The sequence below is a fragment of the Pantoea sp. JZ2 genome (assembly GCF_035191405.1).
Classification (GTDB): Bacteria; Pseudomonadota; Gammaproteobacteria; order Enterobacterales; family Enterobacteriaceae; genus Pantoea; species Pantoea stewartii.
Genome location: NZ_CP045247.1, coordinates 2,414,117 through 2,439,152, shown reverse-complemented (window position 1 = coordinate 2,439,152; position 25,036 = coordinate 2,414,117). Strand labels below are relative to the sequence as shown.

The following is a 25,036-nucleotide window of genomic DNA, read 5'->3' as shown; positions in this document are numbered from 1 at the left end:
TATCACGCTCTGAATTGCATGTTTCATAGGCAACATCTTAAAAGCGCGTGGTTTATGTGGTTTACAGAATATTCCTGCACTGGCGCGGTGCGGCCTTTTGCACGGTTTGCGTGCAGGCTGGAAAGATTATTCCTCAATATCAGCGAGTTGCGCCCTGTTCATGCGGGTTGCCGCCTTTTCATCGCCTGGAACAAAAATTGCAAGATATGACGCAATGCAAAGGAGAGAACATATGAAAGCGATCGTTATCGGTGGCGGAATGGGCGGCATGACGGCGGCCCTCGCGCTGGAGCAACAGGGTTTTCAGACGGAAGTCTATGAGGCGGTAAAAACCATTCGGCCCGTCGGCGCTGCGATTTCGGTCTGGCCAAATGGCGTGAAATGCCTGAATTCGCTGGGCCTGAAAGACAAAGTCCGCGCGCTGGGCGGTAATATGGCCTTTATGGCCTATAAGGATGCATTGTCGGGTGAAACCCTGACACGGTTCAGTTTATCGCCGCTGGTGCAGCAGGTAGGGGAATTCCCCTATCCGATTGCCCGCGCCGAGTTGCAGGCCATGCTACTGGATGCCTACGGCCGCGACAGAGTGCATTTTGGTAAACGTATCGTGCAGGTGGAACAGCACGCCACGGGCGTTGTCGCCACCTTCGAAGACAACAGCCAGGCTGAAGGCGATTTTCTGGTCGCGGCAGACGGCACGCACTCTGTTGTGCGGGACTATGTGCTGGGGGAAAAGCTGCCACGCCGTTACGCGGGCTATGTGAACTGGAACGGTCTGGTGAACATTGATGAGTCCATCGCGCCTGCGGACCAGTGGACAACCTTTGTAGGGGATGGCAAGCGCGTATCGTTAATGCCGGTAAGCGGAAACCGCTTTTACTTTTTCTTTGATGTCCCGCTGCCTGCGGGGCTGGAACAGGACCGCACTACCGCGCGTGACGATTTGCGCCGCTATTTCAGCGGCTGGGCAGCCCCGGTGCAAAAACTGATTGCGGCCATTGATGTGGACACCACCAACCGGGTTGAAATTCACGATATCGAGCCGTTTCAGCGCTTCGTGAAAGGCCGGGTGGTGCTGCTTGGCGATGCCGCGCACAGCACCACGCCGGATATTGGTCAGGGCGGCTGTGCCGCGATGGAAGATGCCATTGTACTGGCTTCAGCCCTGGCTGCGCATTCGCTTGGCATCGAAGATGCGCTGCTGCGTTATCAGGCGCGCCGCGTTGACCGTGTCAAAGACCTGGTTCTGAAAGCGCGCAAGCGTTGTGATATCACGCATGCAAAAGATCCGGTGATGACGTCGGAGTGGTATCAGTCATTAAGAAATGAAACCGGCGAGCGCGTACTGGCGGGCTTGTGCGAGACCATTGAAGGCGGTCCGCTGGGGTAAAAAACAAAGGGCGGATTCTCCGCCCTTTGTTGCTCAGTCGGCCAGGCCGCGATTTTTTAACATCGGCTCAAGCTTCGGTTCGCCCCCGCGCCAGGCTTCATATAACGCTTTGAGATCACTGCTGTTGCCGCGAGACAGGATTTGCTGGCGGAAAATATCGCCATTTTTGCGCGTCAGCCCGCCGTTTTCGACGAACCACTGGTAGCCGTCATCCGCCAGCATCTGCGTCCAGATATAAGCGTAATAACCCGCGGCATAGCCACCGCCCCAGATGTGCTGGAAATAGCTGGAGCGATAGCGCGGCGGGACGGCCGCCATATCGAGATCATCACTGCGCAGCGCCTGTTGCTCGAATCCGTCAACGGACTGTACCGGCTGACTGCCATCCAGGCTGTGCCAGTGTAGGTCCAGCAACGCGGCGGCCAGCAGCTCGCTCATCTCGTAGCCTTTATTAAACTTGCCCGCCCTGATGATTTTTTCATGCAGCTCGGCGGGCATCTGCTCACCCGTCTGGTAATGGCGGGCATAATGACGAAACACCTGTGGCTCGCTGGCCCAGTGCTCGTTGATTTGTGAAGGGAATTCAACAAAATCACGTGGCGTTGCTGTGCCGGACAGGCTGGGATAACGCTGGCTGGCAAACAGGCCGTGCAACGTATGCCCGAACTCATGAAACAGGGTTATCACCTCATCCCAGCTCAGGAGCGCGGGTTCCCCCTCCGCGGGTTGCGTGTAGTTGCAGACGTTGTAAATCACGGGTTTGCTGTCGAGGAGCGTGGACTGATTAACAAAGTTGCTCATCCAGGCGCCACCGCCTTTACTGTCGCGTTTGAAGAAGTCCGTGTAAAACAGCGCAAGCCCACTCCCGTCAGCATCGAAAATTTCGTACACCTGTACATCCGGATGGTAAACCGGCAGATCGTGACGTTGCGCGAACGTAATACCATAAAGCTGCGTGGCCGCCCAGAAAACGCCCTGTTCCAGGACCGTGTTGAGCTCAAAATAGGGCTTGATCTGATTCTCATCTAAATCGTACTGCGCTCGCCTGACCTGCTCGGCGTAGAAATTCCAGTCCCAGGCGCTGAGGGTAAAATCCCCCTGCTGCTTGTCGATCGTTTGCTGAATCGCCGCGGCTTCGCGTTCGGCCCTTGCCCGGGCGGCAGGCACAATATTACGCATAAACGCCAGAGCGGCCTCGGGCGTTTTGGCCATCTGATCCTGCAGTTGCCAGGTCGCAAAACTGGCGAATCCTAACAACCTCGCCTGTTCGGCACGCACCTGTGACAGCCGAAGCACTAACTGTCGGGTATCGTTATCATCGTTTTTCTCACTGCGCGTCAGGGCCGCATGAAACAGGGCCTGGCGCGTTGCGCGCACCGTCAGCGATTGCAGCGCGGGCTGTTGCGTCGTGTTTTGCAGCACCAACAGCCACGCGTTTTCCAGACCGCGCGCCTTCGCGGCGGCCCTGGCGACGGCCAGATCGGACGCGCTCAGACCGGCTAACTGTTGCACATCCTCGACGACCAGACCGCCGGCCTTCGTGGCCGCCAGCAGCTTATTCGTGAACTGGGTACTGAGCCGCGCCGCCTCCTGATTCAGGGTTTTCAGTTGCTGTTTCTGCGCTTCGGGCAGATTGGCACCGGCAAGCTGAAAGCGCTGCCAGAGAATTTCTACCAGACGTCTGGATTCGGCATCCAGCTGGTTTCGTTGCACATAGACCTGATCGATGCGTGAAAACAGCGGACGATTCAGCATGATCTCATCATTAAGCGCGGTCAGTTGCGGCGTAATCTCTTCATCGATCTGTTGTAAATAGGGGCTGGTATTCGCCGAGGTCATGGCATTAAACACCAGGCTTACCCGGGTCAGCAGCTGGCCACTTTTCTCCAGCGCTTCACAGGTATTCTGGAACGTCGGGGCATCAGCGGATGTCGCAATGGCCAGGACTTCCTGACGTTTCTCTTCGATACCGGCATGCAGCGCGGGCAAAAAGTCCGTTTCCTGAATCTGGTCAAACGGTGGCGTGTGATAAGGCAGACTGCTGACGCTAAAGAAAGGGTTTTGACGGGCGTTCATAGGCGCTCCTGATAGTCTACACAGTGTTTCATAGTGGCAGGTCGCCTCGGGCAGAACAACCTATCCGCGTTGTTGCCGGTACACCGCAATAATCTCACCCGCAATCGCCACGGCGATTTCGGCGGGCAGTTTCCCTTTTACATCGGGTAAGCCCACCGGGCAGCGCAGGCGCGCCAGCCGGACGTCGTCGATGCCTTTGCCGGCCAGACGATAGCGAAAGCGCTGGCTTTTTGTCTGCGAGCCAATGACGCCCGCGTAGTGGAAATCTCCCCGTTTGAGAATGGCTTCACAGAGCGCCAGATCCAACGGATGGTGGTGCGTCATCACGATATAATAGCTGCCAGCGGGCGCCTCAGCCACTGCGTCCAGCGGATCGTCAGGCTGCTGGATGCGCACCCCGGGCGGCACGGATAAAAAAACATTTTCCCGGCTGTCAATCCAGTTAATGTGACAGGGTAACGTTGCCAGCACATTCACCAGCGCCTGGCCCACATGGCCCGCGCCAAACACCAGGATTTCCGGCTGTGCCTGTAACAGGGGTTCGAATAACATGGTGGTCATGCCGCCGCAGCACTGGCCCAGCCGTGCCCCCAGACTGAAATCCTCTGTGTGCGGGCTGGCCTGCCCGCTTTTCAGCAGTGCGCGGGCCTGCGCGATACACTGAAATTCCAGATGTCCGCCGCCAATTGTTAAAAAGGTTTCCTTCGCCGTCACCACCATTTTAGCGCCGCCGTCCCGGGGCACCGAGCCACGATCGCGCAGCACAGTGACCAGTACGCAAGGCTGGCGCGTTTCACGGAGATGGTGCAGGATGCTTATCCAGTCATGGAAAATCATCCGCGCCTCCCGGCCATACGCTGTGCGCCCCAGAATACCCGCTCCGGCGTAGCAGGCGCGTCCAGCCCCGGATGTTGGCGATAGTCCGCGAGACTGGCGACCGCATCCTGTAATGCGCACCAGGCGGCGATCCCCAGCATGAAAGGCGGCTCGCCCACTGCCTTGGAATGGAATACCGTATCCTGCGGATTCTTACGGTTTTCGACCAGTGTGACGCGCATATCGGCGGGCACATCGCTGATTGCCGGAATTTTGTAGCTGGCCGGACCGTTCGTCATCAACTGGCCTTTGTCATTCCAGACCAGTTCCTCACAGGTCAGCCAGCCCAGCCCCTGCACGAAGCCGCCCTCGACCTGACCGATGTCAATGGCTGGATTCAGTGAGGCCCCGACATCATGCAGAATATCCGCCCGTAATAACCGGTATTCGCCCGTCAGCGTATCCACGATCACTTCGCAACAGGCGGCCCCGTAAGCGAAATAGTAAAACGGTTCGCCCCGACCAGCCTGACGATCGTAGTGGATGCCAGGCACGCGATAATATCCCGTCGCGGAGAGCGGCACCTGATTAAGCCAGGCAAGCTGGGCGACCTGAGCGAACGTGTAATAGTGATCGCCTGCGCGCACCACGCCGTTGTTGAAACTTACCGCCTCGGGGAGACAGTTATGTAGCGAACACAGCATAGTGCGCATGCGTTCACGCAGGATTTCCGCCGCATTTTGCGCCGCTTTGCCGTTCAGATCCGTACCACTGGAAGCCGCGGTCGGCGACGTATTGGGCACTTTGCCGGTGTCTGTGGCGGTGATCTGGATCTTATCGATATCGATTTGCAGCACCTGCGCGACAATCTGCGCCACTTTGGTATTGAGCCCCTGGCCCATTTCCGTTCCGCCGTGGTTGAGTTGTACTGTGCCATCGGTGTAGATCAGAATCAGCGCACCGGCCTGGTTGAGAAAACTTGAGGTGAAAGAAATCCCAAACTTCACCGGCGTCAGCGCAAGACCGCGTTTTAGCAGCGGACTGCTGGCGTTAAAGGCCGCGATGGCTTCCCGCCGCGCGTGGTAATCACTGCTGATTTCCAGCTGTTCCGTGATCTCATCCAGCAGATTATCTTTCACCTGCTGGTGGTAATGCGTGATATTGCGCTCGTGTTTACCGTAGTAGTTCCGTTTACGCAGCGTCAGCGGATCGATTCCGCGCTCGCGGGCGATATGGTCCATAATCTGCTCTATCGCCACCATGCCCTGCGGGCCGCCAAACCCGCGAAACGCAGTATTGGACGCGGTATTGGTGCGGCAGCGGTAACCGGTAATCCGCGCATCGCCGAGGTAGTACGCATTATCGGCATGAAACATTGCCCGATCCACAATCGATCCGCTGAGATCCAGTGAGTAACCACAGTTACCTGCCAGATCGATTTTCACGCCACACAAGCGGCCGTCATCCTCAACCCCCACGTCGTAGCGCACAAAAAACGGATGCCGTTTGCCGGTAATACGCATGTCATCACGCCGCGCGAGGCGCATTTTCACGGCGCGCCCGGTCAGCCTGGCGGCGACAGCACACAGGCAGGCAACACCGGCGGCCTGGGTTTCCTTGCCGCCAAATCCGCCGCCCATACGCCGCATATCAATCGTGACCTTGTTCATGGTGATGCCCATGACCTCGGCCACCAGCTTTTGAATTTCAGTGGGGTTCTGCGTCGAACAAAAGACCTGCAATGCGTCGTCTTCGCCGGGAATCACCAGGGCGGTTTGCGTTTCCAGATAGAAATGCTCTTGTCCGCCAATGTGGAACGCCCCCTGAACCCGGTGCGGCGCGCGCGCCAGTGCCGCCTCAACGTCACCGCGCTGATGAATATGGGGTTCCTGCACGAAGCTGCCCTGCTTCAGCGCGTCTTCGACATCCAGCAGCGCCGGAAGATTGGCGTACTCAATCATCGCCGCGTTAGCGCCCTGACGCGCCGCTTCAGGCGTTTCGGCCAGTACGGCAATCACAATCTGGCCCACATAGTGGACGATATCCTGTGCCAGAAGCGGATCGCCTGGCTGCAAGGGCCCGATATCATTGACGCCGGGCACATCCTGCCAGGTCAGTACGCGAACTACGCCCGGAACCGCGTAACAGGGTTGCAGATCGACACGTGTAATACGCGCATGCGCGTGGTCGCTCAGACGCGGACAAAGGTGCAGTAAGCCCGGCTGTTCTGCTTTATCATCAATATATTGCGCTTCACCGGAGACGTGTTTTTCCGCACTTTCGTGTTTTTGACTGCGTCCTACGCCCGTGGTCATATCGCTGGCGAACAGGACGGGTAACGCAGATTCAGGCAATGCCGGACGATTATGAGACATAGCGGCTTACCTCTGTGATGGCGAGTCCGTTTGAACGGTAAACATAACGACGCAACAGGTTACAGGCGACCTGCAGACGGTAATCTGCGCTGGCCCGGAAATCGCTCAGCGGCTGAAACGTCGCTTCCAGCGCCTGACAGGCTCTCGCCAGCGTTTCCGGCGATAAGGCGGTACCACACAGCGCCTGTTCACAGGCGGCCGCACGAAGCGGCGTTGCCGCCATACCGCCGAATGCAATATGCGCACGCGTGACGATGCCGTTATCGGTATGAATATTAAAGGCGGCAAATACCGCTGAAATGTCATCATCCAGTCGTTTTGAGACTTTCCAGGCCACAAAATCCGGTGACACCGTCACTTTAGGAATCAGAATGGTGTGAATAAACTCCCCCGGCCTTAGCACTGTCTGTCGGTAGCCCGTGAAAAAGCCATCGAGCGGCACGGTGCGTTGCGTGTCGCCGTGCTGCAGCAGTAGCGATGCATTAAGCGCCAGCAGCGTAGGCGAGGCATCACCAATCGGCGAAGCGTTTGCAAGGTTGCCGCCCAGCGTGCCGAGTTGACGAATTTGTAGCGAGGCAAAGCGCGTCAGCATTCCGGCAAAACCCGGAATCCGCGTCGCCATAAAATCGGCGATGTGCTCCAGCGACGCAGCGGCACCCAGTTGATAGTGTTTATCGTCCTCGCCGCAGGCTTTCAGTGCGTCAACCTGCCCCAGGGCAATCATTTTGGGGAGATGCTGGTCGCGCTGGGTAATCAGCAGGCTGAGATCGGTGCCACCCGCCAGCAATGCGGCATCAGGATGGGCGATACAGCATTCGGCAAGCTGCTGCACGGTTTTCGGGATAAAACAGGTGCGACCGTTCTTTTCCAGCGTCTGGATAGCCTCGTGTGTCAGGTTCATCAGCTGTTCAGTCACCTGCTGTGCCTGACGATCAAAGCTGTCGGGCTGAACATCGCTCAGGCTTTGCTCGGCAGCCGCCATGATGGAACGGTAACCGGTACAGCGGCACAGGTTACCCGCCAGCGCATGTTCGGCCTGCTGACGATTCCACTCAGGCTGGTTTTTTTGCAGACTAAACAGCGACATGACAAAACCCGGCGTACAGAATCCACACTGCGAGCCATGGCAGTCCACCATCGCCTGCTGTACCGGATGCAGGCTTTTTCCCTGGCGTAAATCCTCAACCGTAATGAGTTGCTTACCCTGTAGCCCACTGACCAGCATCAGGCAACTGTTCACGGTCTGATAGGTGAGCTTCCCGTCTACGACACTGCCCAATGTGACGCTACACGCGCCGCAGTCGCCGGAGGCACAGCCCTCTTTGGTGCCGCAGCGACGCTGATGCGTACGCAAATACGACAGGACCGTCAGATTGGGATCGAGATGCTCTTCTGTCACCGGACGGTCATTAAGCAGGAACTGAATCATGCGGCGTTCTCCTTTGCTGCGGATTGCCAGACCGGGCGACCGTTAACCCAGGTTTGTACGATATTTCTGTCATCGCCGAGCGTCATCAGCACAAACAGTTTTTCCCAGATATCTTTACTGTTTGCCATGCGTAACCTCTGCAAGGCGGACACGGCGGGATCCAGCACCACAAAGTCCGCTTCTTTGCCCGGGGCGAAGTTACCGATGTGTTTATCGAGATCCAGCGCATGGGCGCCGCCCAGTGTGGCATGATAAAACGCTTCTGCGGCGCTCAGTTTGTACTGCTGCAGTTGCCCCACTTTGTAGGCTTCTCCCAGCGTTTGCAGCATATTGAAGGTGGTGCCGGCGCCTACATCGGTGCCGATGCCCACCTTAACGCCCTGCTGCCAGCTCCGCTGGATATTGAACAGGCCGCTGCCCAGAAACAGATTTGAGGTGGGGCAAAATGCTATGGCGGAGTTCGTATCATGCAGGCACTGCCACTCCTGTGTTTCCAGATGCAGACAGTGCGCGAATACGCTGCGGCGCCCGGTCAGCTGATACTGATGATACACATCCAGATAACCGTTATGGTCAGGAAAAAGCTGCTTCACCCAGGCCACTTCGTGGGGGTTTTCGCTAAGGTGCGTATGAACCCAGACATCCGGGTGACGCTGGCGAAGCGCCTGAACTTTCTCCAGCAGCGCCGGAGAAGAGGTCGGAGCGAAACGCGGCGTCAGCGCATAATTAAGGCGGCCGCGCTCGTGCCAGCGCGCAATCAGCGCCTCCGTCTGGGCATAGCTCTCTTCTGGCGTTTCTGTCAGGTAGTCCGGGGCATTGCGATCCATCATCACTTTGCCTGCGATAATACGCATATTGAGCGCCTCGGCTGCGCTGAACAGCGCATCTACCGACTGCGGGTGCACCGTGCCGAAAATCAACGCGCTGGTCGTGCCGTTCGCCAGTAACTGCTGCAGGAAAAATGCCGACATCTGCGCGGCATGATCCGGGCAGTGATACTGCGCTTCCACGGGAAAAGTGTACTGATTCAGCCACTCCAGCAGTTGCTCGCCAAAGGCACCGATCATTTCCGTTTGCGGATAATGAATATGGCAATCGACAAAGCCCGGGATGATCAGCTTACCGCGCAGGTCAATCATGACGCCTGCATTCAGGCTGTCTGTGCTCTCCTGCCAGGGACGCAGATCGACAACACGCCCTTCACGCAGCGTCAGCACGCCATCGTCCAGATAGCGTGCCTGCGCCAGTATCGATTCGGGATCGTGTGCCACTGCGGCAAAATCGAAGAAGCTGGCGCGAATCGCCGCGTCCGTATATGTCAGCATAATGTTTCCTCTGCCGGGCGGGATAAATGTCGCCCTGTGCCTTAACCCTGGTCTCTGTTTGAACATTTTGCAAGAGTCATGCCAGCCTTGCTTATAAAATAAAAACTTATATATCAGCAACTTAATCAAAAATATTCGTTGCGCAACGAAAAAACGTCTTAATACACGACGCAAACGGTTGCCATTCTTTCGCAATCGGTTGCCTGCATGATGATGGCCAAAATGCGCCTTGCCAGCCTGAGGGGTTTGCACAATAACGGGGCAGGCTGCACAATAACGGCGCAGACCGTGGGCGACCGTGCACGTAAAATTCAGCGGACATCGCCAAAAATGCCGTGTTAAGGTGAAAGGAACACCATGAAACGGAATAAGGGAAACACGATGATTATTTTTGTTACGGGGGCAACGGCAGGGTTTGGTCAAAGCATTACCCGCCGGTTCATCGAAACAGGACACAAAGTGATCGCAAGCGGCCGTCGCGCAGAACGTCTGAAAGCGCTGAAAGACGCGTTGGGCGACAACCTGTATACGGTGCAACTGGATGTGCGCAACCGGGCCGCCATTGAAGAGGCAATTGCACACCTCCCTGCAGAATGGCGCGACATTGATGTGCTGGTCAATAACGCGGGTCTGGCATTAGGCATTGAACCGGCGCACCGGGCAGATGTGAATGACTGGGAAAATATGATCGACACCAACACGAAGGGGCTGGTGTATATGACGCGCGCCGTCTTGCCTGCGATGGTTGAGCGTAACGTCGGTCATATCATTAATATCGGGTCGATTGCCGGAAGCTGGCCCTATGCGGGCGGTAACGTGTATGGGGCCACCAAAGCCTTTGTCCGTCAGTTCAGCCTGAACCTGCGCACCGATTTGCACGGCACCGCCCTGCGCGTAACGGATATTGAGCCAGGCCTGGTTGGCGGCACCGAATTCTCTAACGTGCGCTTTAAAGGCGACGATGACAAGGCTGATAAGGTTTATGAGGGCGCGACAGCACTGACGCCGGAAGATGTGACTGAAGCGGTTTACTGGGTGGCAACCCTGCCTAAACACGTCAACATCAACACCCTGGAAATGATGCCCGTCAGCCAGACGCTGGCAGGCCTTAAAGTGCATAAACCCTGATTAAGAGGCCAGCCCTCGGGCTGGCTTTTTACGCTTTGCCCCAGCCCAGCACGATAATCAACATGCCGCTGAACGCAATCAGCGCACCACTCCAGTCCCAGATACTCAGTTTCACCCCGTCTACGATGCGCAACCAGACCAGCGCCGTGAGAACATAAACGCCGCCGTAAGCCGCGTATACGCGTCCACTTGCCGCCGGATGGAGCGTCAGCAGCCAGACAAACAGCGCGAGACTCAGTGCGGCAGGCACTAACAGCCAGGCCGACGCGCCCTTTTTCAGCCACAGCCAGGGCAAAAAACAGCCTGTGATCTCTGCCAGGGCGGTAATAAAAAACAGTAATGCAGTCTTGATCAGCACGTTAATCTCTCAGGCAGGTAAACGACATGCACACTGCTGGTGAGCATCTGAGCGGCAATGGTATACTATTGCGCACAGGCTGCAAAAGTTTACCCACAGGTAAGCCCGTGTTAACTGAAGGATATTACGATGAAAAAATTGCTTCCGGTTCTGATGGTGGCCCTGCTTTCTGTCACGGCATTTGGCGTGAGTGCAAACACCGATCGCCTGATAATTGAAAATGGCAGTAGCGCGCTGAATAATGAAGCGGCCCGTCAGAGTAAAGAGCAGTGGAATGACACGCACATGCTGCGCAATAAAGTGAACCGCCGGGTGGAAAAAGAGTTTGATAAAGCGGACCGCGCGTTTGATACCCGTGACAAGTGTGAGCAGAGCGCTAACCTGAATGCCTACTGGGAACCCAACACGTTGCGCTGTCTGGATCGCCGCACCGGTCGTCCGGTACTGCCGTAATTTTCAGCTATAGTAATGACTGACGCATGACAAAAGGAAAAGGTTATGAAGATGAAGCATGCATTACTGACAGTGACGTTTTTGACATTCCCACTGCTGGCGCAGGCCTCCTGTGAATCCGTAAAAGCGGATATCAGCCAGAAAATTATCCAGAACGGTGTGCCCGAATCAGGCTTTAGTCTGGATGTGGTGCCCAACGATCAGGCCGACCAAGCGGGCGGACAGGTTGTCGGTCATTGCGATAACGACACACAGAAAATCGTTTATAAAAAGCTGGGTCGTGATGACGGGGCGGTGGTCCCTGACAGCGCGGGTAGCTCGCAGGACACCTCAACGCAGTAACGCTCAGGGCGACATTGTCGCCCTTCTCTTTTTCGTTTTCTCTCCTGTTCCCGTCCGAATCGCACCCTGACGACTAAACGGTCCGGTATCAGTCGGCCTGTTGCGGCTGCTGACGCGGCATTTTTCCGGCGACCCACATCGCCGATAACGCGATAACCAACGCCACGATAAACACCCAGTGCAGTGAGGCAGCAATCGCCTGTAACAGGTGCTGCAGCTCATCCGGAGCCAACTGGTCGCGGGTTGTCTGCGACATAATTTGCTGCACCGGATCCTCTGCATGTGGCAACCGCCACTGCAGGTTGAGGTTTAGCACGGCGCCCATCACCGCCGTTCCCAGCGCGGAGCCAATCATACGGCTGAACATTACCGACGCCGTGCAAATACCGCGAATGCCATATTCGGCATGATTCTGCACAGACACCAGAAACGTCGTGCTGGTCATCCCCATGCCGGTGCCGATGAGGAATGAGGTGAAGCCTGCCTGCAGTAGCGAACTTTCTCTGTGTAACAGCAGCAGTAAGGCGCTGCCTGCAATTAACAATAATGCGCCCAGCTGGGCGGTAAAACGATAGGAAGTGAACAGCATCAGGCGGCCACTGACCGTACTGGCCAGCGGCCAGCCGATGGACATCATCGCCAGCGCGGTGCCGGCCTGAAATGGCGAACCGCCCGTGACGCCCTGTATCCATGTCGGTAAAAACGCGCTGACGCCCATCATGGTCGCCCCAATCACCAGGTTGCCTATATTGCCGGCAATAATCAGCTTACTCTGCCAGAGACGCATCGGAAACAGGGGCGCCTGTGCCTGCTGTTCATGGCGGGTTAACTGCCAGCCGGCCAGCCCGCCCACAAGTAAAAACAACAGGAGCCAGTAGCCCAGTTGTTCTGCCTGTAACAGGGCAATCAGTACGGCGCTGATGCACAGCGTCAGCCAGCCACTGCCAATCAGATTCAGTGACGGGGCCGGCTGTTTCTGTGAATGTGTTGGCAGCAGGATGGCCAGCAACAGCATACTGATGATGCCAATCGGGACATTGACCCAGAAAATCACCGACCAGTTGAAGTGCTGGACCAGCCACGCGCCCGAGAGCGGCCCGACAATCGCCGCCACGCCCCAGACGCTGGACAGCCAGCCCTGCACGCTGGCCCGCTCACGGGGGGAATAGATATCGGCCACAATCGTGGACGTCAGCGGCATGATGGCCCCGGCCCCCAGGCCCTGAAAGGCGCGGAACACGATGAGCCAAAACATGCTGTGCGCAAAGCCGCATAACACCGACCCTGCCAAAAAAAGCGTGATGCCCAGAAACAGCATCCTCTTTCTGCCCCACAGATCCGCCAGGCGCCCATAAAGCGGTACGCTTATGGCCTGCGTCAGCAGGTAAACCGAAAATACCCAGCCAAACTGCGCAAAGCCCCCGAGCTGGGCGACAATTGTTGGCATCGCGGTGGCCACAATAGTGACTTCGATGGCGGCCATAAACATGGCGAGCATGCAGGCGAAAAGAATCCAGTTGCGGCGCAGCGGCGCGGAAGTGCTGTTGATCATGATGCTCCCTTTTTGCGTTCCCTAAGGCTAGCGCAAATCTGCGCGTCCAGGAATCAATTCAGTGCTTTTGTGACGTTGTCACCTAAATCGGGGTGAATCAGGTAGTTTCGCTGTTAAACCAGTTGTAGTAAGGGCTGCGGCGATTTTGACACCATGCTATCTCCATGATTTTACCGATAAAAGCTGGCGCGCTTCGCTTGACGTTGCTATAGGTTTAAAACTGCGTTGACTGTGATTAACGAAATTACGCAGAAATTCGCAAACGTTTTACACGTTTAACAATCGGCATGGTTTTGGACGCGGCGGCCCTTTTTGTGGCGTCTGTCATGTCGGTTCAGGGTTTGATAACAACAGATTGGTCTACAGGGAGAATCCGTATGCATAACGCTTCGCTGGCCAAACGTGCCGGTCTGGCGCTGCTTGCTGTGATAGCAGTGTTGGGCGCACTGGTTTGGGGGCTGGGCTGGGATACACTGGTCGCCCGCCGCGTTGATCTCATCTATCTTGGCCAACAGCACCTGTTTTTAGTGTTCTGGTCAATGCTGTTTGCCCTGCTGGTCGGTATTCCCAGTGGGATCCTGCTAAGCCGTCCCTTTGCCCGTCGCTGGGCAGAATATGTCATGCAAATCTTTAATGTGGGCAACACGTTGCCGCCGCTGGCCGTACTGGCGCTGGCCATGGTGGTGATCGGCATTGGCGATAAGCCGGCGCTGTTTGCCCTGTTCCTGGCCTCGCTGCTCCCCATTGTCCGCAACACCTATGCCGGACTGAGCGCCGTTCCGCCCTCACTGATTGAAGCCGCTAACGGTATCGGCATGACAAAATGGCAACGCCTGCGTCAGGTTGAGCTGCCGAATGCGCTGCCGGTCATTCTGGCAGGGGTGCGCATTGCGACAGCCATTAACGTTGGCACCGCCCCGCTTGCCTTCCTGATTGGTGCCAGCAGCTTTGGCGAGCTGATTTTTCCGGGGATTTACCTCAATGACTTCCCGGTCCTGATTCTGGGCGCGGTGGCAACGGCGTTAGTGGCCCTGATACTGGATATGTTGCTGGCGACGTTAGGCCGTTATCTGAGTCCGCACGCTGCGGCATAAAACAGGAGTTGATGATGCTTACGCGTTGGATTAAGCACTGTACGCTGGCCCTGACGGCGACGCTGGCGCTCAGCCAGAGCGTTCAGGCTGCCGCCCCGCTGGTGCTGGCGACGAAAAGTTTTACGGAACAACACATCCTTTCTGCCATGACCGTGATGTGGCTGCAAAAGAAAGGGTTTCAGGTTATCCCAAAACGCAACATTGCCACGACAATCAGTCGAAATGCCATGATTAACAAGCAAATCGACATGACGTGGGAATATACCGGTACCTCACTGATTATTTTCAACCATATCAACAAGCCCATGTCCTCACAGGAAGCTTACCAGACCGTTAAAAATCTGGATGGCAGGCTGGGGCTGATCTGGCTTAATCCAGCCCCGATGAACAACACCTATGCTTTTGCTATGCAGCGGGCGCGGGCGGATAAAGAAGGTATTTCTACCCTGTCGCAACTGGTGGCCAAAATTGATCAGGTGCGCAAAACCGACCCGAAACATAACTGGCGACTGGGGCTGGATCTGGAGTTCTATGGCCGTTCGGATGGGATGAAGCCGCTGCAGAAGACCTACAACCTCACGCTGGACAGACCGCAAATTCGTCAGATGGACCCGGGTCTGGTGTACAACGCGATCCGCGACGGTTTTGTTGATGCGGGCTTGATTTACACCACGGATGGGCGCGTAAAAGGATTCGATCTCAAGGTGCTGCAAGATGATAAGCACTTCTTCCCCAGCTACAACGTGACGCCGGTCGTACGCAAAGATGTGCTGGAGAGCCATCCCGGCCTTGAGGCGGCGCTGAATCAGCTTTCACCGCTGATTACGGATGAGGCCATCACCGAGATGAACAAGCGCGTGGATATCGATCATCAGTCACCGGAACAGGTGGCGCGCGATTTCCTTCAATCCAAAAACATGCTGTAAGGAGGCATCGTGGATACCCTTCATTACATCATTGATAACTGGAATAACCTGCTCACGCTGACCTGGCAGCATACCTGGCTGGTGCTGGTCGCTGTGGGCTTCGCCATTCTGGCCGGCGTGCCGCTGGGCATTTTAATTGTCCGCATTAAATGGCTGGCCACGCCGGTACTGGGCATCGCCACCATCGTGTTGACCATTCCGACCATCGCCCTGTTTGGTCTGATGATCCCGCTGTTTTCGCTGATCGGTCAGGGAATCGGTGCGGTGCCTGCCATCACGGCGGTGTTCCTGTATTCCCTGCTGCCGATTGTACGTAATACCCATACCGCGCTGGAAAACCTGCCGGATGGCTTGCGTGAGGCCGGTCGGGGCATTGGGATGACGTTCTGGCAGCGTCTGCGCTGGGTTGAGATCCCTATGGCCCTGCCCGTCATTTTTGGCGGTATCCGCACCGCCGTCGTGATGAATGTCGGCGTTATGGCCATCGCGGCGGTGATCGGTGCGGGCGGACTTGGCCTGCTCCTGCTTGATGGCATCAGCGGAAGTGACGTGCGCATGCTGATTGCCGGCGCACTGATGATTTGCCTGCTGGCGATTGTTCTTGACTGGCTGCTGCACCGTTTGCAGCTGGCGCTGACTCCTAAGGGAATTCGATAATGATAAAACTTGAAAATCTGACGAAAACCTTCAGCCAGAAAAATGGCACGCTGATGAAAGCGGTGGACAATGTAAGTCTTGAGGTGCCGGCGGGCGAAATGTGCGTACTGCTGGGCCCTTCCGGCTGTGGGAAAACGACCACACTGAAAATGATTAACCGCCTGATTCCGGCCACCAGCGGACGTATTCTCATCAACGGTGAGGACACCAGCACCCAGGACACGACCACGCTGCGCCGCAATATTGGCTACGTTATTCAGCAAATTGGTTTGTTTCCTAACATGACGATTGAGGAAAACATTACCGTCGTACCGCGCATGCTGGGCTGGGACAAAAAACAGTGCCGCGAGCGGGCCACCGAATTAATGAGCATGGTGGCACTGGATCCCACGAAATTTCTGCATCGCTATCCGCGCGAAATGTCGGGCGGGCAACAGCAGCGTATTGGCGTTATTCGCGCGCTGGCGGCGGATCCGCCGGTTTTGCTGATGGATGAACCTTTTGGTGCGGTGGACCCGATTAACCGTGAAGTCATCCAGAATGAGTTCCTGGATATGCAGCGTCAGTTAAAGAAAACGGTCATGCTGGTCAGCCACGATATTGACGAGGCGCTGAAACTCGGTGATCGCATCGCCGTATTTGGCCAGGGCAAAATTGTGCAATGCGCCAGCCCGGACGAATTACTGGCGACGCCAGCGAATGATTTTGTCGGGTCGTTTGTCGGTCAGGACCGCACTCTGAAACGTCTGCTGCTGGTGCAGGCGGGTGATGTGACCGATCAGCAACCGACCATCACGGTGAAACGTTCGACGCCACTGATGGATGCGTTCAGCACTATGGACGATAACGATATGCGTTCCATTACCGTCGTGGACGACGATGGTAAACCGCTCGGGTTTGTTAAACGTCGCGAGGCGCGTAGCGCCAGCGGTCGCTGTGAGGATATCCTGCACACCTTCCGGGTAACCGGCAAAGCCGAGGAGAACCTGCGCGTGGTGCTGTCAAAGCTGTATGAACACAACACGGTGTGGATGCCGATTGTGGATGAAGAAGGCCGTTACAGCGGGGAAATTTCGCAGGATTATATCGCGGACTACCTCAGTTCCGGCCGTACGCGTCGCCGTCTGAATCCCTGAAAAATCAGGGCCGCACCCCGGTTGCGGCCCTTTTCCATCGAGCGGGTTTCGTGTTTCGCATCCTGTGTCACTGTCTTTCTTATTAGCGTGTGTTTTCAGATGAAGGGCGTCAGGCTATTTTCGCCTTTGCAACCGACAGCTTGTCGGCATCGAGCAGGGAGATATCCAGGTAGCGGGACACATCACGCTGCTCAACACGCGGCAAATAGGGCAACTCACCCAACAGCGGCGCAGGAAGCTTGTCACGCAGGACTGAAATGATCTCCGCATAGTGCGCCAGCCCCGGATTGATCCGGTTTGCCACCCAGCCTGCCAGCGGTAAGCCATCACCCAGAATAGCCTCAGCCGTCAGCAACGCATGGCTGATGCAGCCCGTTTTAATCCCCACGACCAGGATCACCGGCAACTGTTGTTCCACCACCCAGGCCGATAACGGCTGGGCATCATTCATCAGGCTGCGCCAGCCTCCTGTGCCCTCAACCACGACGCGATCGGCCAGTTGATGCAGGTTCTTTAACCCCTGACTGATTCGCGCATAGTTAACCTCACAAGGCGGATAACCCCCGATTTCTTCTTTTTCGAAAATAACGGGATTCACAGCCTGATAAGGCAACGTCATGGACGAGGCGCTTTGTAAAAACAACGCATCTTTATTTCTCAGGCCCTCTTCCGTTTTGACACCACAACGGGCAACGGGCTTGTAGCCTGCGGCACTGAAACCGGCCTGAATAAAACTCTGTAACAGGGCGCGCGACACAACGGTTTTTCCCACTTCGGTATCTGTTCCCGCAATAAATAGCGTTTTCACTCGACGTCTCCTTCACCAGCGGTTTCGACTCATCGGCGATGAGTCTTTCGTGCGAACAGACATTCTAAGGAAGGAAAAGCACAGGCAGATTGCGTTAGCGCAAGGTTAGTGTTGCTTAACCTTGTAGTAACTTCACTAACAGGTAACCGCTATAGAGCGAATCTTTAATGAGCGCCGCCGCACCGAGTGTGCCAGGCTCAGTAAACTCAGTAGGTGCAAGCTGAATGCCTGCGCTGTAAGCCGGTAACGACTGCTGATGAATGGTGTTTTGTACCGCCGGGAACAGGATGTCCGCCGCCTGATTTAGCGGTGAACCGATAAGAATATGTTGAGGATTGAAGATGTTTACCATCATGCCAAGCAGCCTGCCCACATGATGCCCTACCGTGGCGATGGCATCGCGGGCCAGCCTGTCACCCGCCCGGGCCGCCTCACAGACCGCCTCCAGCGTTAAGGTTTGATGATGTAACAGGCTGTCGGGCTGTCCTGGCAGACGCTGAGCAACAAGGGCCAGCAGACTGCCGGTACTGGCCACCGTTTCCAGGCAGCCATGATTCCCGCAGTAACATTGCTGACCATAGGGATCGACCTGCGTATGGCCCACTTCGACCAGCGCACGTCCGCTTTTGTGCAGTAACTGTCCGTCCGTGATCACGCCCGCCCCCACGGTTTCATCAATGACAATCTGAATGACATCCTGCGCACCGCGCGATGCGCCAAACAGGGACTCTGCCAATGTCCAGGCCGAGATATCATGCTGGATAAACACCGGCAGGCCGGTTCGGGCCGCCAGGGTGCTGCCCAGTGGCATATCATGGCAGTTATAACCGGGTAACCGGTGCACCACGCCTGATGCGACGTTGATCAGCCCCGGCAACGTGATAGCAATGGCGGTCAGCCTTTCCAGCCGCTTTTGATGGCGGATAAAAAACGCATCAACATGGTCGGTCAGTGTGGTCAGTAAGGATTGGGTGGGATCATCCGGGAGGGGCAAATGGTCTTCAACCAGCGCCCTGCTGCTCAAATCGCGAAGCGTCAGGGTCAATGTGCCACGGTGCAGGCGAAGGGCCAGGTAGTGCCAGGCCTCCGTGTCCAGAATTAACCCGATAGCGGGACGACCACGCGCGCCCGGATCCTGAAATTCGGTTTCCTGAACCAGATGGGCATCCAGCATTTCCCGGACAATTTTGGTAATACTGGCTGGGGCTAACTGGGCGCGCCTGGACAATTCAATGCGCGAGACGGGGCCATGCTGATCAATTAATCGGTAAACGACGCCAGCATTGATTTGTTTAATTTGGTCAATATGGCCAGGTTGGCTGTCCGAACTCACACCCTGCTCCGGTTATTTTCGCGCTTCTAAATAAATATCCGCTATGGTGCGGCAGATTCACCTTTTGCGGCAAATATTTGCTTAGATATGTGATTTATCACACATAATTTTTCCGCCTTTAGCGAGAGCGTTCGTTTTCCCGCCGCAACAGCGCCATCATATGGGCCATCTGCGCGCTCATTTCCCGTTGCGCAGACCAGACCAGCCACATTTCCGAAAGTGCATCCGGTTCATCAAGCGGCAGCCAGACGACATTCGTCAGGCGGGCATGGCTGAACGATGCCGGTAAAATAGACACGCCTAAACCGGTCGCGACCAGACCGAGAATTGTCATCGCCTCGCCCACTTCCTGAGTGATATAGGGTTTGATCTGATAGCGTTGCAGTAAATCGAGTATTTCGCTGTAAAGCGCCGTTCCCACCTGCGGATCGAAAAAGACAAAAGGCTCACTGGCCAGCGCCTGTAAAGAAATCTTCCCGGCGGACGCCAGCGGATGGGCTTTGTGCACCACCGCGCATAGCGGCTCCTGTAACAGGAGCTGATGATGCAGATCGGCAGGCAGCGGCGTGTTGCGCATCACACCCAAATCGAGTTTCCCTTCATGGAGCGGCGTCAGCTGCTGCCGGGTATTGATTTCCTGCATCTGAACATGAACATCAGGCCAGCGCTGGCGGAACAGGTAGAGCGCATCCGAGACGACACCAATAAAAGCGGCAGAGGAGGTAAAGCCAATGCGCAGTTCCCCTTCTTCTCCCCGATGTAGTCGTGCCGCACGCTGGGTCGCCTGCTCGACCTGCAACAGAATGGTACGCGCATCCTGCAAAAATTGTTGCCCGGCCGGCGTGAGCTGCACGCTGCGGTTGGTGCGGTTAAACAGCTGCGCCCCGGTTTCTGCCTCAAGGTGCATGATTTGCTGACTGAGCGGCGGCTGAGAAATATGCAGCCGCTGCGCCGCGCGGCCAAAATGCAGTTCTTCTGCAACGGCAATAAAATAACGCAGGTGACGCAGCTCGATATTCATAGGTTAAAAATATTATTTGAGATTATTAATATATTAGACAACCTAATCCGCTTTTCCTAGCCTTACGTTATTCGTTGTTTTTACTCATAAGGATTACTGTGAATCGCTCTTCATCGGCTGTCGCCCTGGACAGAAATGTGGCGCAGCAGCCTGCATCACCTTCTCAGGCGTGGATCGTGCGCGGCACTCCGCCCTTTATGCGCGTGACACTGGCGCTGTTTTCGGCCGGGCTGGCCACCTTTGCGCTGCTGTATTGTGTGCAGCCGCTGCTGCCGGTCCTCTCTGCACAGTTTGGCGTGTCACCGGCCGCCAGCAGTATTTCCCTGTCGATCTCCACCGCAACACTGGCGCTGGGCTTACTGATTACCGGCCCCTTGTCCGATGCTGTCGGTCGCAAATCTGTCATGGTCACCGCGCTGATGCTGGCTTCCGTCTGCACGCTGATTTCGGCCACCATGACAAGCTGGCACGGCATTCTGCTGATGCGGGCGCTTATTGGCCTGTCGCTCAGCGGTGTAGCGGCCGTCGGGATGACTTATCTCAGTGAAGAAATCCATCCCAGCGTAGTCGCCTTTTCGATGGGGCTGTATATCAGCGGAAATTCGATTGGCGGGATGAGCGGTCGCCTGATCAGCGGCGTATTAACCGACTTTTTCTCCTGGCGCGTCGCCATTGCCGCCATTGGCTGTTTTGCCCTGGCGGCCGCCCTGATGTTCTGGAAAATTTTGCCCGCCTCGCGGCATTTTCACCCGACATCCCTGCGCCCCCGCCATCTGGCCATTAACTTTCGCCTGCACTGGCGCGATGCGGGCCTGCCCTTGCTGTTCGCGGAAGGCTTACTGCTGATGGGGGCGTTCGTCACCCTGTTTAACTATATCGGCTATCGGCTGCTGGGTGCGCCGTGGCATTTAAGCCAGGCCGTGGTGGGACTGCTGTCCGTGGTTTACCTGACCGGTTCGTGGAGTTCGCCCAAAGCCGGCGCGTTAACCAGTCGATATGGCTGGGGGCCGGTGATGCTGGGCGCAACGCTTATCATGCTGACGGGCCTGCTCCTGACCGCCTTTCATGCCTTGGTTCTGATCTTTATTGGGATGATGCTGTTCAGTGCTGGCTTTTTCGCCGCACACTCCGTGGCCAGCGGCTGGATTGGGCCACGCGCGCGTCGCGCAAAAGGCCAGGCGTCTTCACTGTATCTGTTCAGTTATTATGTGGGGTCCAGCGTGGCGGGTACGGCAGGGGGCTTTTTCTGGCATCAGTTTGGCTGGCCGGGTATTACCGTGTTTATCTCTACCCTGCTGCTGCTGGCTCTGGCGGTCGCGTGGCGGCTGCATCAACGCAAACTCTAGCAAAACTTAACAAATTTTCCGGGCACAATGTGGCCCGGAAAATCCGCTGTACAAGAATTGTCCGTATTATCAGTATCATTGCTAACTACCGGTGTTTCCCCGCTATAATCGGTTTAATCCCAAAGATTAATGCCATCTTTGAATTCACTGTTAGGGGAGACCTCATGGCGCATTACTATTACGTCAATAAACAATCCGGTTACAACGATAACCATGTGGTACACGCCAAAGGCTGTCGCTACCTTCCGGGTCTGGAAGACCGACTGTTTCTGGGCACGTTTTACTCTGCAACAGCGGCTATACAGCAGGCCCGAAAATATTATGCCAGCGCATTAGGCTGCGACGACTGTTGCCCGGTTATGTCTGCTCAAACCCCACCCCTGCATGACAGCGTTGGACTGAAGCACGGTATCGATTTCTGATCACAGCGCATGCCTTTGCGATCCCATTCAGCCGCGTTTTTCCCGAGGATGGCGGAATATCGCCGCCATCTGCCCTGTCAGCCCGCCATTCAGTTGCTGCCGACCTGCCCCTGTAGCCGTCCCGCTTTAAGTCGCCAATTCGTTAAGCATTTTGCCTTTTTTCCGTTATCTTAGAGGCCTTACTCTTCATACAGGGATTTAACATGCGTGATAAATATGCGGCGTCTCAAATTGCCCTTCACTGGATGACCGTGCTGCTGCTGATTATTGTCTATGCCACGATGGAGCTGCGCGGTTATGTGGAACGGGGCTCCTGGCAGCGCTTTGTGATGACCGTGACACACTTTAGCGCGGGCGCAACCATTCTGGTGGTGATGCTCTCACGGTTACTGCTGAAAATTCGCCATCGCAGCCCCGCGATTACGCCCCCCGTACCGCGCTGGCAAACGGGCCTGGCACACCTGACGCACACGTTGATTTATGCCTTATTTATCAGCCTGCCGGTGCTGGGTATCGCCTCACGTTACCTGAAGGGCCGTGAGTGGTTATTATTCGGCATTCCCATGCCGGTCGCTGCGGAACCTGATTTCGATCTCTCTGATACGCTCGTCGACTGGCACGAAACCCTGGCGCCACTGGGCTACTGGCTCATCGGCTTACATGTCGCTGCAGCCCTGTTCCATCACTATGCGCTGAAGGACAATACGCTGCTGCGTATGATGCCGGGACGCGGGACGCGCCAGCCCTGATTCCCTGACGCTGCACATCGGGCTAAAAAAATCACCATAATCTGCGCCAGGTGGTTCCACCCGGCGCTTGATTCCTACACAATAGCCACTAAATTGTGACGCAGGTCACTTTCGTGGGATGATCGTTGTCATCCTCTTTTGACGCACAGACAGATTTAACTTCTCATGCCTTTAACAACTGTTTCCCGTAAAACGGCCTGGCTACGCGTGGTGCTGCTGGCCATCGCCGCTTTTGTTTTCAATACCACTGAGTTCGTACCGGTGGGTTTACTGTCGGATATTGCTGCCGGGTTTTCGATGAAAACCGCTGAAGTGGGCATTATGCTGACGATTTATGCCTGGGTGGTGGCGCTGCTGTCCCTGCCGTTAATGCTGCTGACGCGTAATGTTGAACGGCGGTTACTGCTTACGGTACTGTTTAGCCTCTTTGTAGCCAGCCATGTTCTTTCGACATTCGCCTGGAGCTTCAGTTCGTTAATCGTTTCCCGCATTGGCATTGCGCTGTCACATGCGGTGTTCTGGTCCATTACCGCCTCACTGGCCATTCGTGTGGCGCCTGCCGGTAAAAAAACGCAGGCGCTCAGTATGCTGGCAACCGGTACGGCACTGGCCATGGTGCTGGGGGTGCCCATTGGTCGCGTTGTGGGGCAGGCGCTGGGTTGGCGCACCACCTTTGGCGTGATCGGGCTGTCAGCGTTGATCCTGATGATTATGCTGGCGCGCGTCTTGCCGCGTCTGCCCAGTGAACACACCGGTTCATTAAGCAGCGTACCGCTGTTGTTCCGCCGCCCGGCCCTGGCAGGCATGTACCTGCTGGTTACACTCATTGTGACCGCGCACTATACGGCTTACAGCTATATTGAACCCTTTATGCAACTGGTGGCGAATGCCAGCGAAAGTTTTACCACCCTGCTGCTGTTACTGTTTGGTTCTGCCGGCATTATTGGCAGTCTGCTGTTCAGTTCGCTGGGTAAACGCTTTCCCTCAGCATTGCTGATCAGCGCCATCGCCCTGGTCACCTTATGCATGGGGCTGTTAATTTTTGCCGCCGTGCGTCCTGGCGCGATTATCACCCTCTGCGTCGTCTGGGGAATGGCGATGATGATGATTGGCCTGGCGATGCAAATCCGTGTCCTGTCACTGGCACCCGATGCCACCGACGTGGCGATGTCGCTGATGTCCGGCATTTATAACATCGGCATCGGTGCGGGCGCGTTACTGGGCAGTCAGGTGAGCGTATATATGAGCCTGTCTGACGTCGGTAACGTGGGGGCGATGATCGGCCTGGTCGCGCTGCTGTGGTGCGTGTATATTTTCCGGCGCTACCCACAGTTACGCTCTAATGGTTAACTGAAGCAGGCTTCTGCGCCTCGCAGAAGCCTGCCGATGCGTCTTCGTCTGCTATCATGCACTGCGGCACTGAACGGCCAGACGACCTGTTCCGGCGCCCGAAGGGGCAGCGCGTCAGAAAGGTGCTAAACACACCCGATAACCGCTTATATTGTCAGAGGATGCTCTTCTACCTGACTCATCCATTACATCCGTTAACCTCGAAAAAGGATCAACGTTCATGACGAGAAAGTGGTTAACGCTGTACCTGTCGCGTAGCGTCAGCCGGGTGATGTTGCAGGATCTCCAGGCCATCTTACCTGCTGAGGCGGTGAAAATTTTCACGAATGATTTAGACGACGTTCGCTACGCTACAGTAGAATGCGTGCAGGCAGAAACGACCTGCGCCTTGATTGCCTCGGCGATCATCGTCTGGCGTCAACTGGGGCATATTCATCTGCTGCTGTATACGCAGGGTGAAGTGCAGCGTCAGATCACGGACGCCACGCAGTTTGAATTATTTACTTTGCTGAAGAACAACCGTGCCGCCTTGCGGCTGGCCTGACGTGGCGTAACCTCACAGGATAATTATGAGAATTGGTCTGCTGTTCCCCATCGCTATCATCGTGGCAGGTATTGGCTTTCTCGCCTGGTTCATCGGCAGCGGCCTGGCGATGCCTGGCTCCTGAGATCAGCGTAGCTGGCTGTCTTTACTTCCACGCCGGTTGTAGAGACTGCTCTCTTTTTTCTGCTTATCGATCTTTTCCTGACAGGAAACGCAATAACGCACACCCTTGAGTGCCTGACGGCGGGCTTCGGGAATCGGCTCGCCGCACAGTTCGCATTCTGTGGCACTTTCCCCCTGTCCCAGTGACTGACGCACACGTTCGATACCGTCATTAACGGTGCTGTCGATTTGCTCCTGTACTGCCCCTTCTGCTGCCCAGCCGTTTGCCATTTTTGTGCTCCAC

At 56.1% G+C, this 25,036-nt stretch carries 25 protein-coding genes; 14 read left to right on the top strand and 11 right to left on the bottom strand.

The genetic code is table 11. From position 1 onward, the window contains the following. Nucleotides 1–232: 232 nt before the first annotated feature. Nucleotides 233–1,390: an FAD-dependent urate hydroxylase HpxO gene (gene hpxO, locus GC087_RS11705; RefSeq protein ID WP_039340296.1), complete on the top strand. Its 1,158-nt coding sequence runs from the start codon at nt 233–235 to the stop codon at nt 1,388–1,390. Nucleotides 1,391–1,423: 33 nt separating this feature from the next. Here the strand turns inward: hpxO and dcp are convergent, their stop codons facing one another. Genes dcp through guaD form a run of 5 tightly spaced genes read right to left on the bottom strand, consistent with a single transcriptional unit; the run spans nt 1,424 to nt 9,411 of the window. Continuing rightward, complete coding sequence (dcp, locus tag GC087_RS11700; RefSeq protein ID WP_324028417.1) at nt 1,424–3,466, bottom strand: peptidyl-dipeptidase Dcp; 2,043 nt, start codon at nt 3,464–3,466, stop codon at nt 1,424–1,426. A 60-nt stretch (nt 3,467–3,526) separates the two neighbouring features. After that, entirely contained in the window at nt 3,527–4,303 is a 777-nt protein-coding gene (gene xdhC, locus GC087_RS11695; protein ID WP_058701875.1) for a xanthine dehydrogenase accessory protein XdhC, read from the bottom strand. Next, nucleotides 4,300–6,657, bottom strand: coding sequence for a xanthine dehydrogenase molybdopterin binding subunit (gene xdhB / locus GC087_RS11690; RefSeq protein WP_324028416.1), 2,358 nt, complete (start codon nt 6,655–6,657; stop codon nt 4,300–4,302). Before xdhB ends, xdhC begins: the two co-directional genes overlap by 4 nt. Next, nucleotides 6,647–8,086 carry a xanthine dehydrogenase small subunit gene (xdhA, locus tag GC087_RS11685; RefSeq protein WP_058701873.1) on the bottom strand — a complete coding sequence of 480 codons (1,440 nt, stop codon included), beginning with the start codon at nt 8,084–8,086 and terminating at the stop codon, nt 6,647–6,649. The genes xdhB and xdhA overlap by 11 nt, the downstream gene beginning before the upstream one ends. Then, complete coding sequence (gene guaD / locus GC087_RS11680; RefSeq protein WP_324028415.1) at nt 8,083–9,411, bottom strand: guanine deaminase; 1,329 nt, start codon at nt 9,409–9,411, stop codon at nt 8,083–8,085. Before guaD ends, xdhA begins: the two co-directional genes overlap by 4 nt. A 381-nt stretch (nt 9,412–9,792) precedes the next feature. Between guaD and ydfG the strand changes: the two genes are divergently transcribed. Further along, on the top strand, nt 9,793–10,539 hold the full coding sequence (ydfG, locus tag GC087_RS11675) for a bifunctional NADP-dependent 3-hydroxy acid dehydrogenase/3-hydroxypropionate dehydrogenase YdfG (RefSeq protein ID WP_033742210.1): 747 nt from the start codon (nt 9,793–9,795) through the stop codon (nt 10,537–10,539). Between the two features lie 28 nt (nt 10,540–10,567). Here the strand turns inward: ydfG and GC087_RS11670 are convergent, their stop codons facing one another. Next, nucleotides 10,568–10,894 (bottom strand): YnfA family protein, encoded by a 327-nt coding sequence (locus GC087_RS11670; protein WP_058702016.1) that lies wholly within the window; start codon nt 10,892–10,894, stop codon nt 10,568–10,570. Nucleotides 10,895–11,050: 156 nt separating this feature from the next. Here GC087_RS11670 and GC087_RS11665 point away from each other — a divergent pair, with 156 nt between their 5' ends. Both GC087_RS11665 and GC087_RS11660 read left to right on the top strand, forming a co-directional pair. Beyond that, the gene (locus GC087_RS11665) at nt 11,051–11,350 is read left to right on the top strand and encodes a DUF1283 family protein (RefSeq protein ID WP_232368641.1); all 300 of its coding nucleotides are present in this window, start codon (nt 11,051–11,053) and stop codon (nt 11,348–11,350) included. Nucleotides 11,351–11,395: 45 nt separating this feature from the next. Next, complete coding sequence (locus GC087_RS11660) at nt 11,396–11,692, top strand: DUF1161 domain-containing protein (protein WP_058701871.1); 297 nt, start codon at nt 11,396–11,398, stop codon at nt 11,690–11,692. A gap of 88 nt (nt 11,693–11,780) precedes the next feature. Here the strand turns inward: GC087_RS11660 and GC087_RS11655 are convergent, their stop codons facing one another. Beyond that, on the bottom strand, nt 11,781–13,244 hold the full coding sequence (locus GC087_RS11655) for an MDR family MFS transporter (protein ID WP_324028414.1): 1,464 nt from the start codon (nt 13,242–13,244) through the stop codon (nt 11,781–11,783). Nucleotides 13,245–13,621: 377 nt separating this feature from the next. Between GC087_RS11655 and GC087_RS11650 the strand changes: the two genes are divergently transcribed. From GC087_RS11650 to osmV, 4 genes are read left to right on the top strand one after another with little or no spacing between them, the layout of a single operon-like run. After that, nucleotides 13,622–14,338 (top strand): ABC transporter permease, encoded by a 717-nt coding sequence (locus GC087_RS11650; protein WP_006119222.1) that lies wholly within the window; start codon nt 13,622–13,624, stop codon nt 14,336–14,338. 14 nt (nt 14,339–14,352) lie between these two features. Then, complete coding sequence (locus GC087_RS11645; protein ID WP_058701868.1) at nt 14,353–15,264, top strand: glycine betaine ABC transporter substrate-binding protein; 912 nt, start codon at nt 14,353–14,355, stop codon at nt 15,262–15,264. Nucleotides 15,265–15,273: 9 nt separating this feature from the next. Beyond that, nucleotides 15,274–15,921: an osmoprotectant ABC transporter permease OsmW gene (osmW, locus tag GC087_RS11640; RefSeq protein ID WP_324028413.1), complete on the top strand. Its 648-nt coding sequence runs from the start codon at nt 15,274–15,276 to the stop codon at nt 15,919–15,921. Then, nucleotides 15,921–17,057, top strand: a complete 1,137-nt coding sequence (gene osmV / locus GC087_RS11635; protein ID WP_039340279.1) for an osmoprotectant ABC transporter ATP-binding protein OsmV — start codon at nt 15,921–15,923, stop codon at nt 17,055–17,057. Before osmW ends, osmV begins: the two co-directional genes overlap by 1 nt. 109 nt (nt 17,058–17,166) lie before the next feature. Here osmV and bioD read toward each other — a convergent pair whose 3' ends face one another. The 3 genes from bioD to GC087_RS11620 form a co-directional block, all read right to left on the bottom strand. Further along, nucleotides 17,167–17,865 carry a dethiobiotin synthase gene (gene bioD, locus GC087_RS11630; RefSeq protein ID WP_324028412.1) on the bottom strand — a complete coding sequence of 233 codons (699 nt, stop codon included), beginning with the start codon at nt 17,863–17,865 and terminating at the stop codon, nt 17,167–17,169. Nucleotides 17,866–17,980: 115 nt separating this feature from the next. Next, complete coding sequence (locus GC087_RS11625) at nt 17,981–19,198, bottom strand: sugar metabolism global transcriptional regulator Mlc (RefSeq protein WP_006119228.1); 1,218 nt, start codon at nt 19,196–19,198, stop codon at nt 17,981–17,983. A gap of 118 nt (nt 19,199–19,316) precedes the next feature. After that, the gene (locus tag GC087_RS11620; protein WP_324028411.1) at nt 19,317–20,219 is read right to left on the bottom strand and encodes a LysR family transcriptional regulator; all 903 of its coding nucleotides are present in this window, start codon (nt 20,217–20,219) and stop codon (nt 19,317–19,319) included. 98 nt (nt 20,220–20,317) lie between these two features. Between GC087_RS11620 and GC087_RS11615 the strand changes: the two genes are divergently transcribed. From GC087_RS11615 to GC087_RS11590, 6 genes are all read left to right on the top strand, one after another. Further along, on the top strand, nt 20,318–21,565 hold the full coding sequence (locus GC087_RS11615; protein WP_324028410.1) for a multidrug efflux MFS transporter YnfM/SxtP(Kp): 1,248 nt from the start codon (nt 20,318–20,320) through the stop codon (nt 21,563–21,565). Between the two features lie 164 nt (nt 21,566–21,729). Next, entirely contained in the window at nt 21,730–21,987 is a 258-nt protein-coding gene (locus GC087_RS11610; RefSeq protein ID WP_033741742.1) for a hypothetical protein, read from the top strand. A gap of 203 nt (nt 21,988–22,190) precedes the next feature. Next, nucleotides 22,191–22,736 carry a cytochrome b561 gene (gene cybB, locus GC087_RS11605; RefSeq protein WP_324028409.1) on the top strand — a complete coding sequence of 182 codons (546 nt, stop codon included), beginning with the start codon at nt 22,191–22,193 and terminating at the stop codon, nt 22,734–22,736. Between the two features lie 165 nt (nt 22,737–22,901). Next, nucleotides 22,902–24,086: a sugar transporter gene (locus GC087_RS11600; protein WP_039340269.1), complete on the top strand. Its 1,185-nt coding sequence runs from the start codon at nt 22,902–22,904 to the stop codon at nt 24,084–24,086. Nucleotides 24,087–24,306: 220 nt separating this feature from the next. Beyond that, nucleotides 24,307–24,630: a hypothetical protein gene (locus GC087_RS11595; RefSeq protein WP_006119236.1), complete on the top strand. Its 324-nt coding sequence runs from the start codon at nt 24,307–24,309 to the stop codon at nt 24,628–24,630. Between the two features lie 25 nt (nt 24,631–24,655). Further along, nucleotides 24,656–24,754, top strand: coding sequence for a YoaK family small membrane protein (locus GC087_RS11590; RefSeq protein WP_015700245.1), 99 nt, complete (start codon nt 24,656–24,658; stop codon nt 24,752–24,754). Nucleotides 24,755–24,756: 2 nt separating this feature from the next. On the opposite strand, the gene GC087_RS11585 is transcribed toward GC087_RS11590, so the two are convergent. After that, complete coding sequence (locus GC087_RS11585; RefSeq protein WP_006119238.1) at nt 24,757–25,023, bottom strand: DksA/TraR family C4-type zinc finger protein; 267 nt, start codon at nt 25,021–25,023, stop codon at nt 24,757–24,759. Between the last annotated feature and the right edge of the window lie 13 nt (nt 25,024–25,036).

Bases quoted from the DNA above. Each gene is read 5' to 3' on its own strand.
- hpxO (WP_039340296.1), top strand. From the start codon at position 233: ATGAAAGCGATCGTTATCGGTGGCGGAATGGGCGGCATGACGGCGGCC.
- dcp (WP_324028417.1), bottom strand. From the start codon at position 3,466: ATGAACGCCCGTCAAAACCCTTTCTTTAGCGTCAGCAGTCTGCCTTAT.
- xdhC (WP_058701875.1), bottom strand. From the start codon at position 4,303: ATGATTTTCCATGACTGGATAAGCATCCTGCACCATCTCCGTGAAACG.
- xdhB (WP_324028416.1), bottom strand. From the start codon at position 6,657: ATGTCTCATAATCGTCCGGCATTGCCTGAATCTGCGTTACCCGTCCTG.
- xdhA (WP_058701873.1), bottom strand. From the start codon at position 8,086: ATGATTCAGTTCCTGCTTAATGACCGTCCGGTGACAGAAGAGCATCTC.
- guaD (WP_324028415.1), bottom strand. From the start codon at position 9,411: ATGCTGACATATACGGACGCGGCGATTCGCGCCAGCTTCTTCGATTTT.
- ydfG (WP_033742210.1), top strand. From the start codon at position 9,793: ATGATTATTTTTGTTACGGGGGCAACGGCAGGGTTTGGTCAAAGCATT.
- GC087_RS11665 (WP_232368641.1), top strand. From the start codon at position 11,051: ATGGTGGCCCTGCTTTCTGTCACGGCATTTGGCGTGAGTGCAAACACC.
- GC087_RS11660 (WP_058701871.1), top strand. From the start codon at position 11,396: ATGAAGATGAAGCATGCATTACTGACAGTGACGTTTTTGACATTCCCA.
- GC087_RS11655 (WP_324028414.1), bottom strand. From the start codon at position 13,244: ATGATCAACAGCACTTCCGCGCCGCTGCGCCGCAACTGGATTCTTTTC.
- GC087_RS11650 (WP_006119222.1), top strand. From the start codon at position 13,622: ATGCATAACGCTTCGCTGGCCAAACGTGCCGGTCTGGCGCTGCTTGCT.
- GC087_RS11645 (WP_058701868.1), top strand. From the start codon at position 14,353: ATGCTTACGCGTTGGATTAAGCACTGTACGCTGGCCCTGACGGCGACG.
- osmV (WP_039340279.1), top strand. From the start codon at position 15,921: ATGATAAAACTTGAAAATCTGACGAAAACCTTCAGCCAGAAAAATGGC.
- GC087_RS11620 (WP_324028411.1), bottom strand. From the start codon at position 20,219: ATGAATATCGAGCTGCGTCACCTGCGTTATTTTATTGCCGTTGCAGAA.
- GC087_RS11610 (WP_033741742.1), top strand. From the start codon at position 21,730: ATGGCGCATTACTATTACGTCAATAAACAATCCGGTTACAACGATAAC.
- cybB (WP_324028409.1), top strand. From the start codon at position 22,191: ATGCGTGATAAATATGCGGCGTCTCAAATTGCCCTTCACTGGATGACC.
- GC087_RS11600 (WP_039340269.1), top strand. From the start codon at position 22,902: ATGCCTTTAACAACTGTTTCCCGTAAAACGGCCTGGCTACGCGTGGTG.
- GC087_RS11595 (WP_006119236.1), top strand. From the start codon at position 24,307: ATGACGAGAAAGTGGTTAACGCTGTACCTGTCGCGTAGCGTCAGCCGG.
- GC087_RS11590 (WP_015700245.1), top strand. From the start codon at position 24,656: ATGAGAATTGGTCTGCTGTTCCCCATCGCTATCATCGTGGCAGGTATT.
- GC087_RS11585 (WP_006119238.1), bottom strand. From the start codon at position 25,023: ATGGCAAACGGCTGGGCAGCAGAAGGGGCAGTACAGGAGCAAATCGAC.